The sequence below is a fragment of the Rummeliibacillus pycnus genome (genome assembly GCF_044359855.1).
GTDB lineage: Bacteria > Bacillota > Bacilli > Bacillales_A > Planococcaceae > Rummeliibacillus > Rummeliibacillus pycnus_A.
In genome coordinates this window covers 3,388,440-3,402,323 of record NZ_CP132291.1, presented here as the reverse complement: position 1 = coordinate 3,402,323, position 13,884 = coordinate 3,388,440, and the positions used below count along the sequence as shown (strand labels likewise).

Sequence of the window (13,884 nt, the reverse complement as noted above, 5' to 3'; positions counted from 1 at the left end):
TGCACAATTACTCCCATATCAATTCGTGACATTCGTCCGAACTCTTAAATGGATAAGCAACCCGATAATCGTCATTACGATTAATGTAGATAGCGCTATTCGGCTCGCGACAGTACCATAGTCCCTTAGCAATAAAGTTACAGTCCCGTAGATAACTGGACCAATTATAGATGAAACTTTCCCTGAGAAAGCGAATAATCCAAAGAATTGTCCTTGTTTCTCCTTAGGTGATAATTCGATAATCAGAGTTCGTGATGTAACCCACATGGAGCCAAGCGAAATACCAAACATGCTGCCTGCGATCCAAAACATCAAAGGATTTAAAGCAAATACAGCAAATATTAATGCCACAATCATTAATAACGACACACAAGTTACTGCAGATTTTGCACCAATTTTCTTCGTAATATATCCAAATGCTATAGAGCCAATAATCGTTGAAATGGTCGAAACTAAATATAGTAAGATAAACTCACTAGATGTAAATCCTACAATAGCTGTTGCATAAACTGCCATCATGGCAATAGTCGTTGCGATGGCATCATTTATAAAGAAATAAGCAATCATAAAGGTGAAGATCGCTTTATACTGTTTCATATCTTTAAACGTTGCAATAATTTCTCTATAGCCATCTAAAAAAGCTGTCCGACTACGCTCACTTTTAGGAATTGGTTGATCTTTATTGATCAAGAATATTGGCAATGAAAAAAGCAAATATAATACCGCTGTTGGAATAAAAGCTTTATGAAAATCCGAATTACCAACGTATAGATAAACTAACAATCCAAATAGCGTTCCTAAATAACCGATTGCAACACCAAATCCTGAAATTAATGGCATTTCTTCTTTTGTTCCTAAATCCGGCATCATTGCATCATAAAATACTAAACTAGAATTGAAAAAAAATTTGGCAATCACAAAACTAATAACTACATAAAATAAACTAATAGGAATCCCTGCATCTGATATACCAAAATCGATTGAGCTAAAAACGCCCATTAAGAAAGTAAAGAGAATTGAAATTAAGGCAAACCATACAATAAATTTCTTTTTAAAACCTGTACGATCAATCCATACTCCAAATAATGGTGAAAAAATGACTAAGAAAAAGCTCGCAATGGCATTTGCATAGGATATAAAGGTACTTGCAACTTGCTGTTTTACTTCATCTGTACCTAACGTTTCATCCATGTAAAACGGAAAGAAAATGGTATTAATATTCGATGAAAAAATCGTGTTTGCAAAATCATAAAAGGCCCAGGATAATATAGGTAAAGATAAATATAAAGCAATTGAACTACGTGCTTTTTTATTACTAAACTGTTTCTCCATAGCCTCCACCCCCAATAGAATATTATTCCATAAGACACGTATTATTTCCTTTGTTTCATCAAAAATTTACAAATTCCTTACAAAAAAATAAGTTGATCAAAAGAAACTTTGATCAACTTATTTTTGAATTCTTAATTTCCATAGAAATCGATTAATGCCTGTGTTCCGTTATCATCATATCCCTTAGCAGACAACTCATCATACATTTGTTTTGCAAGTGTTAGTCCTGGCAATTTGAGATGCATGAGCTCTGCTTCTTCTAAAGCGATACGCATATCTTTGATAAAGTGTTTTATATAAAATCCTGGAGCTTTATCACCATTTACCATACGAGGGGCTAAATTGCTTAATGACCAAGATCCTGCAGCACCTGCTGAAATAGATTCTAATACAGTGTTAATATCTAAACCTGCTTTCTTACCATATGCAATGGCCTCACAAACGCCAATCATATTCGTTGCAATCGCAATTTGGTTACACATTTTTGTATGTTGTCCTGCTCCTGCATCACCTTGATAAACGATATTTTCACCAAAGGCTTCAAACAAAGGTAATACTTTGTCAAATACAGCTTTATCTCCTCCAACCATAATGGATAGCGTTCCATTTTGTGCTCCCACATCTCCTCCAGAAACTGGAGCATCTAAAGCTTCCATGTGTACTGATTTAGCATGTTCTGCGATTTTTTTCGCTAAAGTAGGTTGTGAAGTCGTCATATCAACAACAATTGTGCCTGCTTTACTATTTGCAAATATACCGTGATCATCAAAATACACTTCTTCTACATCTTGTGGAAAGCCTACCATCGTAAAAATGATATCTGATTTTTGTGCTGCTTCTCCAGCAGTGCCATACCATTTAGCACCTAATTCGATTAACGGCTCTGCCTTAGCTTTCGTACGAGAATAGATATGTACTTCTTGTCCATCTTTTAATAAATGCTTAACGATACTTAAGCCCATTACACCTGTACCAATAAATCCAATTGACCATTTGTTTGTCATGATTGTTCCCCCTGCTAATGTGTTAACCATATTGTACCAGATTTTTAGGGGATTTTTAATTCTCGGGTTCATAGGAAATCGAACGTAAGCTTAACAGAGCCTAAATAAAAAGAGCAGATACCTAAAGTATCTGCTAAGAAAGGGGGAAATGAGATTGTTGCTGTGTTCTTTATTACTATTCCACCCATTTAAATATTTAAACCTAAATTCCGAAAAAAAGATGATTTTTTTCATTTCATTTGGGGAACGGTTTAATGCTTTATTAAATCAACGTTTATAGAATACTCATTCATCTCATTACCATTTTGTAATTGATAGGTATTTAATAATTGATCTAACTTTTTACTTAAGCGGATGGTTTCAACATTTGAAAAACCATTCTCAATCCCAGAGCGAATCATTTTCTCTCTTGTTTTTTCCAACTTTTTCAAGATGGATTCAGACATACACCATCCTCCTTTCAGCAAAATTCATGTTCATTATTATACTATTATTCCCACATTTTCGGAGATGAAAGTTCCGACATTATTCGACAATTCAACTTCTAGCTTCTTCCAAGTAAACATAGACGATATTACCACCTTGTTGTGCAATTCCTTGAAAATGCTTAAAATCTTCTCTTTCAACCAATGCTTCTCTTAATGAATAAAATTCATTTTTTCCAACTTTTATCTCTTTTAATGTTCCATTCTTTAACTCTTCTAGTTTATTTTTATAATCATTCATATTAATAACTCCCTTTTCGTATGTTGTAAAAAAATAAAATATAATTATCTGCAGATATTACTTTACGTGTGAACAATTTTAAGGCAAACTGTAAAGTATTAGTAGATGAAGGGACTGATTTTCATGAAAATAGCTGAAATTGGAAATATTATTGAGTTTGGTGATGGTCTTAAAGGTATTGTCGAAAAAATAAACGAAAACTCTGTAATCGTAAATCTCACTTACATGGAAAACTTCAATCAATTAGATATGGAAGAAAGAACAGTTGTAAACCATAAACGCTACAAAATTTTAGCAAATGTTGCTGAAAAATAGCGAAGAAAAGTCTTCTGAAAATTTTTACATATCCTGATTACAATTACTTTCTAACAATTACATTTATTGCAAATCACCAAAACACTAACGGCCGTCCTTCAAATTTTGTTGGGTGGCATTTTTTATAGAAGTAGAATTAATAACTGAAGGATTCAATTATTTTTTCTATACATTGGAATCCATTTCATAATGCAAAATATTTAAAAACCGAAAATGGATTTATGAAATTGATTCATTGATTGAAAGTATTCAATTTATTATTATGATTTACAATGTCATGGTAGCACTTCCATCCTATTATTACCATTTATTAATCCCGTAACCTGCATTTTTTATATCTATTCAGTTTTGAACGTTAAATCCTCAAGTCACAACGCTTTTTCGCTAGGAAATTCAAGAGATGTTTTCTATTCGAAAGCTTTTGTGATATTCAGGTCTGAACGAACATTCAGTATTATCTATCCATTTTCTGGACTCAATAAAAAAACGAGTAATGAACCAATCATTACTCGTTTTTGTTTTAAAGATTAATACGATAAATCTTTAATAGAAAGTCCTAACTTTTTTAGCAACACTATAGCTTGTTCCTTTTCTTCAGGAGATAGAACGTTTGTTAACTCATGCAATTGTTGTTCATGTCTTGGGAAAAGCTCGTCCATAAACGTCTTTCCATCATCAGTAATTTCTGCATACGTGATTCGGCGATCTGATGGACAAGAAATACGTGATAAATAACCACGTTTTTCAAGCTTATCAATTACATACGTAATAGAGCCACTTGCCAATAAAATTTTACTTCCGATCTTTTGCAGGGGTTGACGCCCTTTATGATAAAGTAATTCTAATACTGCGAATTCTGTTGGGTTTAAACCATTTTCTTGGAAGAACTGATTCGTGCACTCATTAATCGCTTTATTTGCTCTAGAAAGTACGATAAACAATTTTAACGATTGGTTCACTTCTTCTGATGCCATAATATTCATCCTCTATTTCGATTATCTTGATTTAAAACTATTATAGCGATACGGTAGAAGTTTTGTCAAAACATGCTTTTTCTTAAACTGGATAATAGAAATTGCGTTGCAACTGTAACTTAGGGAAATGGATTGACCTATCATTTTCTGCCACGCGATCATTTTGACTTTTTATAACTTGAGGAAACACAAGTTCAAAAGTAGTTCCTTCCCCTTCTTTACTTGTTGCAAAAATTTTCCCACTATGTTCTTCAATTGTTTTTACTACAAATGGTAGGCCTAATCCTGTACCCTCTGGCTTTGTTGTATAAAACGGAAGGAAAATATTTTCCAATTGTTGCTCTGACATACCTGTCCCATCATCTTTGATTGTTAAAGTTACTGTATCATAGTAATCTACATACTGTTGAATTGTAATATTACCACCTGCAGGCATTACTTCAATCGCGTTTTTTAATAAATTGATTAATACTTGTTTCATTTTATTTTTATTTCCTAAAATAAAGTCGTCTTGATATATATTCTTTTCGTATACAATTTGAATGTTTTGAATTAGTGCTCGAGGTTGCATTAACTCAATTGTTTGATCAACAAGTTCTCCAATTGAAAAAACATTCATTTCATATTCACCAGGTTTTGAAAGATTTAAAAATTCATTGACAATGCTTTCAATTCTCTGTATTTCACTATCGATAACTGATAAATAGCGTTTATTCTCATCAGTTGCAGTCATTTTCATCAAATCTGTAAAACCTTTGAGAGAAGTCATAGGATTCTTAATTTCATGAGCGATACTTGCTGCCATTTCACCAATCATTTGAAGAGTTTGTTGGTGTTCAATTTGCTTAATTAACATAGTCTTTTCTGTTTCATCACGTATTGCGGTTAAGTGAATATCAGCTAAACTATCATAGTTGCACATTAATTGTACGTAACGAATGCCGTCTTTAGTTGGAACTTGTATTGTTACTTCTCCATTTCCTGTTTCAACTAATTTATTAAAAAATCTTTGAATTTCACTTTTATCTTTTGGGAATAATGTTAATAATATTGTTGAATATTGTCCAATAAAGCCTTTGCTAGAGATATTAAGTAACTTTTCCGCCATTTCGTTCATTTCGATAATTTTGCCTTCTGCATTAGTTAATATAAACCCATTTCCAGGTTGATCGAATACACGTTGATATTTTGCTTCTATATCATAGTGCTTTTCAACTTTAGAAGGCGCTTCGGAATAATGAAAGCATAGTAAAATCCAATCGTATACATCTGAGTAATAGCTGGTAACTTTCATATCCTCAATCTTGTAATATAAAGTATCAATCGTCATTTTTTCAGCTATATACGAATGACTTTTAGTAGCATCAATCATTCTTTTCCAAGTTTCATAGGATTCTTGGTTAAACCAACTACTAATATTTACATCTTCTTCAATTTGTAATAGATTTTGAGCTAATTCATTTGCATACAAAATATGGTATCTATGATCCACAATAACAATTGGTTCTTCACATTCTTGAAACGAAAAATCAAAAACTTGAAAAATTTCCTTAGCCATTAGATACTCACCAAGCCCTTCTTTTTTATACTTATATGAATCTTGTCCAAAAACTATGACAAATTCTCTTATATTTTAAATAATATTGTTTATAGTAATATTCAGATTATTCCATAAATTCTAATTATTTAAAATAGGTATTTGTACTTATATTAATTTCGTTATAATTATTCTGTTACCTTTATTCTAATAGGTCTATGTAAAATATTCAATTAATTTCCACAATAACTTTTTAACTAGAGGAGCTTTTACATGAATATCGTTCTTGCTACATTAAACGCTAAGTATATTCATACCAATATTGCTATTCGGTATTTGAAATCATACGCTAAACCTGAATTCGACCCTATCTTAGCTGAATACACTATAAAGGATCCATCATTTAACATCGTGTCAGATCTTTATCAAAAAAAACCAGATATTATCGGTTTTAGTTGTTATATATGGAATATCGAAGAAACTATTCGCGTTATTCGAATGATAAAAAAAGTAAGTCCAAATACTAAAATTATTTTAGGTGGTCCAGAAGTTTCCTATGATGTTCATGATTGGCTACATCGTATTAAAGAAGTCGATTATATTATTATGGGAGAGGGCGAGTTGGCATTCAAACAATTGCTTCATTATTTAGACGGCCAAATTCCACTAGATGATGTACCTGGTATCGGTTATTTAAAAGAAGGTAAAGTCATCATTCATCCTGCTGCACCTAAAATTGATTTACGTGAAATACCTAGCCCATTCCGTTTCGAAGAAGACATTCCACATATTCCAAAACGGATTGCTTACATCGAAACGAGTCGAGGCTGTCCATTTAATTGCCAGTTTTGTCTTTCTTCTATTGAAGTTGGCGTTCGTTACTTTAATCGTGAGAAAATCAAAAATGATATTCGATATTTAATGGATCATGGTGTTCGAACAGTAAAATTTGTCGATCGAACATTTAACATAAGCAGAAGCTATGCGATGGAAATGTTTCAATTTCTTATAGACGAGCATAAACCTGGTGTAGTGTTTCAGTTTGAAATTACAGCAGATATTATGAGACCTGAAGTTATTCAATTTTTAAATGACAATGCACCTAAAGGATTATTCCGTTTTGAAATTGGTGTCCAATCGACAAATGATTTAACAAATGATTTAGTCAAACGCCGTCAAAACTTCACTAAACTTTCTCGTACTGTCAATATGGTAAAAGAGGGCGGGAAAATTGACCAACATTTAGATTTAATTGCTGGATTACCTGAAGAAGATTATATGAGCTTCCGTAAAACTTTTAACGATGTATTTGCGATGAGACCTGAAGAATTACAGTTAGGATTTTTAAAATTATTACGTGGTACTGGTCTTCGTTTACAGGCAAAACAATTTGGCTACCAATATATCGATATGGCTCCTTATGAAATCTTTGCTAATAACTTATTATCATTTGACGATATCCTACACATTAAACAGACTGAGGATATTTTAGAAAAATATTGGAATGATCATCGAATGAATAGCACAATCGAGTTTTTAGTAACAGAGGTATTTGACTCAGCTTTCGACTTTTTCCAAGAGTTCGGAACCTACTGGGATGAACAAGGATGGTCTCGTATCGGTCATCAACTAGAAGACTTATTTACTCGCTTATTAGAATTCTTAGAGCAACGTGGCAATGTTCCAATAGATATTGTTACCAATTTAATGCAGCTCGACTATTTAAAAGCGCAACAATTCCAGCCTCGTAAAATTTGGTGGCAAAATCGAACACAAGAAGATGCTTCAAAAATAATTTTCAAAGCTTTACGCGAAAAACCTGAAATAGTAGGTTTAGAATTTGCAAGTATGAATATTGTAGAAAAAGATTTATACAAGCATACATTGTTAACGCCATTTAGCATTAACTATGATGCATATATAAATGGAGAAATAAAAAAACAAAAAGGCTATTTATTCACTTTCTTCCGCAAAGACGGATCACCTTACTTCGCTACAATTGATGAAACAAAATTAGCATAAAGTGAAACTTCCATCAGTGGGGGTATTACTGACTGTTAATGCAGGATAAAGTTTTGAACTTCACTCAGCTTGAATAATACTGCCCATTAATAAGAGATAGATCTCTCTAACCGAATAATAAAAAGGGATTTCTAATAAGCATTAAACAGCTTATAGATATCCCTTTTCTCTTTGCTTTATAGCCTAATATGATTAACCAATTATTACACGCTCTTTTGGGTAATGATAATTTGTTTTTTTAGATTTCCCGCCTATCGAATATAAGAAAGAAATTATTCCAACCCTTCCTATGAACATTAGAACCATCATAACGACTTTACCAAATGCTGATAAATGTTCTGTTAAGCCCAGCGACATTCCAACTGTCCCGAATGCAGATGTAATTTCAAAAATAATTTGCATTAGTGTCGCATTTGGCTCTGATAATGTTAAAATCATTGTTGCTACAAATACTATGAAAATCGATACAATAATAACTACGTAAGAACGGTATACATCAATCATATGAATTTCACGATGGAAGATTTGAATATCTGTTTTATTCCTTGCAAAATTGATCAAGAAAAGAATGGCAACCGCAAAAGTTGTCGTTCGAATACCTCCCCCAACGGAATTTGGCGAAGCCCCAATAAACATTAGCGCACTTAAAAAGATATCTGTCGCTTCATTGAAATTCGATATATCAACTGTTACGAATCCTGAAGATCTTGCAGATAGAGAATGGAACATTGCTGTAAACAATGCTTCATGCCAGCTCATTCCTTTAAACGAATGGAAAGATTCTAATATTAAGATCCCCAATGAACCAACAACAAATAGAATAGCGTAAGTTGAAGTTGTAATTTTCGTGAAAAGAGAAAACTTAAAATTCTGGTCTGTATTTGAAAGGAATCTTTTCACTTCAATTAATACAGGAAATCCAATAGTCCCTAATACCATCATGATCATATTAATCAATTGTACGAAATAATCATGATGAAAAGGTTCCAAAGAACTTCCTGTTATATCAAAACCTGAGTTAGTTGTAGCAGAGATTGCAGCAAATAATCCGTTATAAAGAGCCTCTTTAAATGTGTCATAATACTGTGTAAAATAAAGAGTTAAAATTGTTGCCCCAATGAATTCAATCCCCAATAATATTTTGAGAATCTCTTTAATTAAATGTACTACACCTGATAGATTATATTGATTATGGTCTACCATAATTAATTGTCTCTCACGTAAACCAATTTTTTTTCCGAACAAAAGCCATGTGAAGGTACCTAATGACATAATACCGATTGCACCAAGCTGCATAATTAAAGTCAGCATCACAATTCCAAAGGTAGTATACGTCTCTGAAATATTGACAACTGATAATCCCGTAACACTTACTGTACTTACAGCTGTAAACAAACTATCTAATAAGGATACATGTACACCATCTTGATGCACACCTGGTAATCTTAAAAGAATAAATGAAATAGCTATAGCAACAAAGTAATATGAAACGATCGCTTGGAATGGCGTTGAACGCTTATTTAATTCTTTAGCTGTCCCCATAATATCGATCCTTTCACTCTTGAAACCATGATACAATCAATTGTATGCAAAATAAGGCAAAAAAGAAAGAGCCTTATGATATTCAACTTATAAATTTCATTATATATACACTATATAAAGTAACCATGTACCCAATTTGATCATAAAAAAATCCTATTCGAAAATTCCTGCGAATAGGATTTTTTGGGATTATTCTTCAATCTCTTATATATGTTTCGTTTGATTCACTGCTAACTTCTTTTTATTTCGTACACCTGTGATATAACCACCCAGAGCTATTAAGACGAGAACGCTCCAGAAAATACTTTTCCATAATACGGAGTGGGGGAAATGTTCATCTAATATTCCAACTTTAGGATGCGCTAATGTCATCACAGTTAGTTTTACACCAACCCATCCAACGATTAAGAATGCAGCTGTTTCAAGGGATGGGTATTGTTGTAATATGCGCACAAACCACTGCGCTGCAAATCGCATAATGATTAAACCGATAATACCACCTAAGAACATCACTGCAAATTGGCCGCCATTAATACCACCAATATGGAAGCTACCCAATTCTGGTAAAGTTACAGCGAGTGCGACTGCTGCTAACATCGAATCAATGGCAAAAGCTAAATCGGCCAATTCTACTTTTACAACGGTAGCCCAAAATCCAGATGCCTTTTTCTCTTTCTGTTGCTTATCCTCACCGTTTTTATGTTTTCGAATATCATAAATATGTTTACAACAAATAAACAGAAGATACGCAGCACCAATTCCCTGTACCCACCACCAGTTAACCAAAAATGTAATTAAGAACAGTGCAGCAAAACGTAATACAAATGCACCTATTAATCCATAAAACAATGCTTTTTTCTGTTGTACTGGTGGCAAATGTTTGACCATGACAGCCATTACAACAGCATTATCTGCTGCTAATAATCCTTCCAATACAATCAGTACTAATAATACCCATCCATATTCCAATAATATCGTTTCCATCCAATTTCCTCCTTTTTGCACAAAAAATAAAAGACCCCTGCCTAAAAAGGCAAAGGTCTCGCTTAGCAATTTGTAAAAGTAAAATTTGCTCTCATACCCGATGACAGTTAAGTCATGTAATGACGAGTATAAGGTAGGTTTCCCAATAGCTACTCCCCTTTGACAATAATGTCAAAAGTTATTTAGTTTTTGTATACGCCTAGTATAAAGAAAAATGATCTAAAAGTAAATGGGTTTACCTGATTATTTTATTTCAATTTGATATTTCTGATTATTTTTATGTTCTTCATAATATTGAATCATAGTCGGAATTGTATTGATAAAATCTGCACATTTAATTCCTGAATCCTTTAATAAAGTATTTGCAATTGTTGTATCAAAACTTGCATTCCAAGTTAAATAGTCAAGTGCTTCGTATTCAACACCAAGCTTTTTACGAATAGCGTGAATACCCAATGATGCTTGAGCAACATTTAACGGAATATGTCCTTTTGGTGTTTTACCCGTTATTTCTTTTACAAAAGCACGATATACTTCTTGAACGGGATGAGGATTCGGATCTGTTAAATGAACAGTGGTACCTCTCGCTTCCTCAAGTTCACTCAAATAAACAGCAGCTTCAAAAATATAATCTACGGGAACTACATTGATTTTGGAAGTAGAATGGCCGATATAAGGCAGAATTGGCAACTTTTTTAGCCGATCAATCATATTCAGTAAAAAATAAGGACCATCAAACTTTATCGTTTCTCCCGTTTTTGAATCTCCCCGAACGATACCTGGCCGTATAATTGTAACAGGAAGGCGGTCTTTTAGCATGTCTACTGATAATTCTGCTTCGAACTTCGTTTCCTCATAAAAGTTTTTAAATCCATCTGGACGTACAAGTTCTGTCTCAAGTAAATTTCCTAAGCGAGTTCCTGCAACATATGCCGTACTAAAATACATATAACGTTTTAAATGGGGTAACTCTTCTACAAAGAGGTTCATCATCTCTGTACCATGTACATTGACTTTCCAAGCAATAGGTCTTGGTACGGCTAAATCATAGATAGCAGCTAGATGCCATACGACTTCCACTTGATCTTGTAGCATAATAATTGTTTCATCGCTTAAATCTAATTGTGGTAAAGTAATATCTCCTTCAATTAGTACAATCTCTCTGTCTGGAAATTGTGTTAGAATAGCCTTTTTCTCTTTTTCTGCCTTATCAAATTGAGTAGCTAAAACAATGGCGTAAATACGTTCATAATGATATTTTTTAAATGCCTCGCGAATGATCCTACTTGCAATAAATCCTGGAAATCCGGTAAAAAAGGCTACTGTCATTGATTTTCCCTCTTTCTATTGTTATAAGAATGGCAAATTTAACACTCATTAGGATTATATTATCAATATATCATCAGCACTCATATTGAATCCCGTTTATATTTACAAAACTTTAATAGTACGTTAATTTACTAGAATCATCCATAATAGGCGAACAGATTGCAATGCTTCTATTCTATTATCATAATTATTATTCAGAATATTTACAAATATTTGTTGTGCAAATCAATATCATAAATCCAATTTTGTTTTTTAAATTCGAACATTTCAACACATTAATTTTTCAGTATTCAGATATGAATGTTCAGCTACGGTATTTATTTATCAATATATTTAAAAAAATAAAAAGACTGTAGATAAACTCGAATTTCTTCTAGTTTATCTACAGCCTTATATGATTTATTATCCATCGATTTATGCTATCGGCAACAGTTATATCTTCTATTATTACTTAATATCAATTATATTTGACAACGCAATTATTAAAGCAAGCTATATAATCGAATGTCTGGATTTTTATCATTAAACCAACGCATCGCAAATTCATTTTCGAATAAGAATACGAGGTTATCGAAACGGTCATGTACTAACATACTGCGTGGGCCTGACATTGATTCTTTAACATCTTCTTCATTTTCAATCCATCGAGCCATTTTGTTTCCGATTGGTTCCATACGAACATCAACATTGTATTCGTTTTTCATACGATTTTCGAATACTTCAAATTGAAGTTGACCAACTGCACCAAGAAGCACGTCTTCTGTATGAAGTGTTTTGTAGTATTGAATTGCTCCTTCTTGTACGAGCTGTTCAATGCCTTTATGGAAATGTTTTGATTTCATAACGTTTTTCGCAGTTACACGAACAAATAGTTCTGGTGTAAACTGTGGTAGTTTTTCAAATTGGAATGTTTTTTTACCACCAACAATGGTATCACCGATTTGATAGGTACCTGTATCATATAAACCAATGATATCTCCAGCAACCGCTTCATCTACAGTTTCACGATCATCTGCTAAAAACTGTGTAGATTGTGTTACTTTAAAGGATTTATTAGTACGTGTTAAAGTGACATTCATACCACGCTCGAATTTACCAGATACAATACGTACGAAAGCAATACGGTCACGGTGTGCTGGATTCATATTCGCTTGGATTTTGAATACAAATCCAGAAAATTCCTTATCTAAAGGTTCTACAAGAGCTTCATCTGCTGTTAAACGAGGCTGTGGTGTTGGAGCAAAATTTAAATACGTTTCTAAAAATGTTTGTACACCAAAGTTAGTTAAAGCAGATCCAAAGAATACTGGAGTTAGTTCGCCTTTGATAATGCGTTCTTCTGAGAACTCATTACCAGCCTCATCTAGAAGCATAATGTCGTCCATTGCTTGTGTATAATAGGATGTTTCTTTCATGTCATGTTCAACAGCAAGCTCACCATTGTCATCTAATGGTAAGAAACGATTTTCTTCGTCTGTACGGAATTGTTCGATACGTTTATTATATCGATCATAAATACCAAGGAATTCTTTCCCCATACCAATAGGCCAGTTCATTGCATAAGCTTGTATACCCAATACTTCTTCTAATTCTTCCATCAATTCAAGAGGTTCTTTACCTTGACGGTCTAACTTATTGATGAAAGTAAAGATTGGAATACCACGCATACTACAAACTTTAAATAATTTTAATGTTTGCGCTTCAATCCCTTTGGCAGCATCGATAATCATAACAGCACTATCTACTGCCATTAAAGTACGATACGTATCTTCAGAGAAATCTTGGTGCCCTGGTGTGTCCAAAATGTTGACACGGCAGCCATTATAGTCAAATTGCATAACAGATGATGTTACAGAAATACCACGTTGCTTTTCGATTTCCATCCAGTCAGATGTTGCAAATTTACCTGATTTTTTTGCTTTAACAGTACCTGCATCACGAATGGCACCACCAAAGTATAGTAATTTTTCGGTCATTGTCGTTTTACCAGCATCCGGGTGGGAAATGATGGCAAACGTACGACGAGCTAATATATCTTGTTCAAACATAGAACTCATTTCTTTATCTCCTTCTAATCAATTCGTCTTATTATAAATTAAAATATCCAAATGAAGACAAT

Annotated in this window: 12 protein-coding genes; 2 read left to right on the top strand and 10 right to left on the bottom strand. The window is 33.1% G+C overall.

From position 1 onward, the window contains the following. Positions 1-18 precede the first annotated feature (18 nt). From Q8X41_RS16525 to Q8X41_RS16510, 4 genes are all read right to left on the bottom strand, one after another. Positions 19-1,332 carry an MFS transporter gene (locus Q8X41_RS16525; protein ID WP_397537335.1) on the bottom strand — a complete coding sequence of 438 codons (1,314 nt, stop codon included), beginning with the start codon at positions 1,330-1,332 and terminating at the stop codon, positions 19-21. Positions 1,333-1,463: 131 nt separating this feature from the next. After that, the gene (locus tag Q8X41_RS16520; RefSeq protein ID WP_397537334.1) at positions 1,464-2,336 is read right to left on the bottom strand and encodes an NAD(P)-dependent oxidoreductase; all 873 of its coding nucleotides are present in this window, start codon (positions 2,334-2,336) and stop codon (positions 1,464-1,466) included. A 251-nt stretch (positions 2,337-2,587) separates the two neighbouring features. Next, positions 2,588-2,782 (bottom strand): aspartyl-phosphate phosphatase Spo0E family protein, encoded by a 195-nt coding sequence (locus tag Q8X41_RS16515; protein ID WP_397537333.1) that lies wholly within the window; start codon positions 2,780-2,782, stop codon positions 2,588-2,590. Positions 2,783-2,873: 91 nt separating this feature from the next. Next, a complete protein-coding gene (locus tag Q8X41_RS16510; protein WP_397537332.1) occupies positions 2,874-3,062 on the bottom strand; it encodes a hypothetical protein in 189 nt (62 codons plus the stop codon). Positions 3,063-3,185: 123 nt separating this feature from the next. Between Q8X41_RS16510 and Q8X41_RS16505 the strand changes: the two genes are divergently transcribed. Next, positions 3,186-3,377: a YkvS family protein gene (locus Q8X41_RS16505; protein ID WP_397537331.1), complete on the top strand. Its 192-nt coding sequence runs from the start codon at positions 3,186-3,188 to the stop codon at positions 3,375-3,377. 527 nt (positions 3,378-3,904) lie between these two features. On the opposite strand, the gene Q8X41_RS16500 is transcribed toward Q8X41_RS16505, so the two are convergent. Both Q8X41_RS16500 and Q8X41_RS16495 read right to left on the bottom strand, forming a co-directional pair. Beyond that, positions 3,905-4,351 (bottom strand): MarR family winged helix-turn-helix transcriptional regulator, encoded by a 447-nt coding sequence (locus Q8X41_RS16500; RefSeq protein WP_397537330.1) that lies wholly within the window; start codon positions 4,349-4,351, stop codon positions 3,905-3,907. Positions 4,352-4,433: 82 nt separating this feature from the next. Further along, positions 4,434-5,909, bottom strand: coding sequence for an ATP-binding protein (locus Q8X41_RS16495; RefSeq protein ID WP_397537329.1), 1,476 nt, complete (start codon positions 5,907-5,909; stop codon positions 4,434-4,436). 252 nt (positions 5,910-6,161) lie between these two features. Here Q8X41_RS16495 and Q8X41_RS16490 point away from each other — a divergent pair, with 252 nt between their 5' ends. Next, positions 6,162-7,910 (top strand): B12-binding domain-containing radical SAM protein, encoded by a 1,749-nt coding sequence (locus tag Q8X41_RS16490; RefSeq protein WP_397537328.1) that lies wholly within the window; start codon positions 6,162-6,164, stop codon positions 7,908-7,910. Positions 7,911-8,102: 192 nt separating this feature from the next. On the opposite strand, the gene Q8X41_RS16485 is transcribed toward Q8X41_RS16490, so the two are convergent. From Q8X41_RS16485 to Q8X41_RS16470, 4 genes are all read right to left on the bottom strand, one after another. Beyond that, positions 8,103-9,452 (bottom strand): TrkH family potassium uptake protein, encoded by a 1,350-nt coding sequence (locus tag Q8X41_RS16485; protein ID WP_397537327.1) that lies wholly within the window; start codon positions 9,450-9,452, stop codon positions 8,103-8,105. A 204-nt stretch (positions 9,453-9,656) separates the two neighbouring features. Next, positions 9,657-10,436, bottom strand: a complete 780-nt coding sequence (locus tag Q8X41_RS16480) for a TerC family protein (RefSeq protein ID WP_397537326.1) — start codon at positions 10,434-10,436, stop codon at positions 9,657-9,659. Between the two features lie 243 nt (positions 10,437-10,679). Next, positions 10,680-11,765, bottom strand: a complete 1,086-nt coding sequence (locus Q8X41_RS16475) for an SDR family oxidoreductase (protein ID WP_397537325.1) — start codon at positions 11,763-11,765, stop codon at positions 10,680-10,682. A gap of 482 nt (positions 11,766-12,247) precedes the next feature. Beyond that, positions 12,248-13,822: a peptide chain release factor 3 gene (locus Q8X41_RS16470; RefSeq protein WP_397537324.1), complete on the bottom strand. Its 1,575-nt coding sequence runs from the start codon at positions 13,820-13,822 to the stop codon at positions 12,248-12,250. Positions 13,823-13,884: the final 62 nt, after the last annotated feature.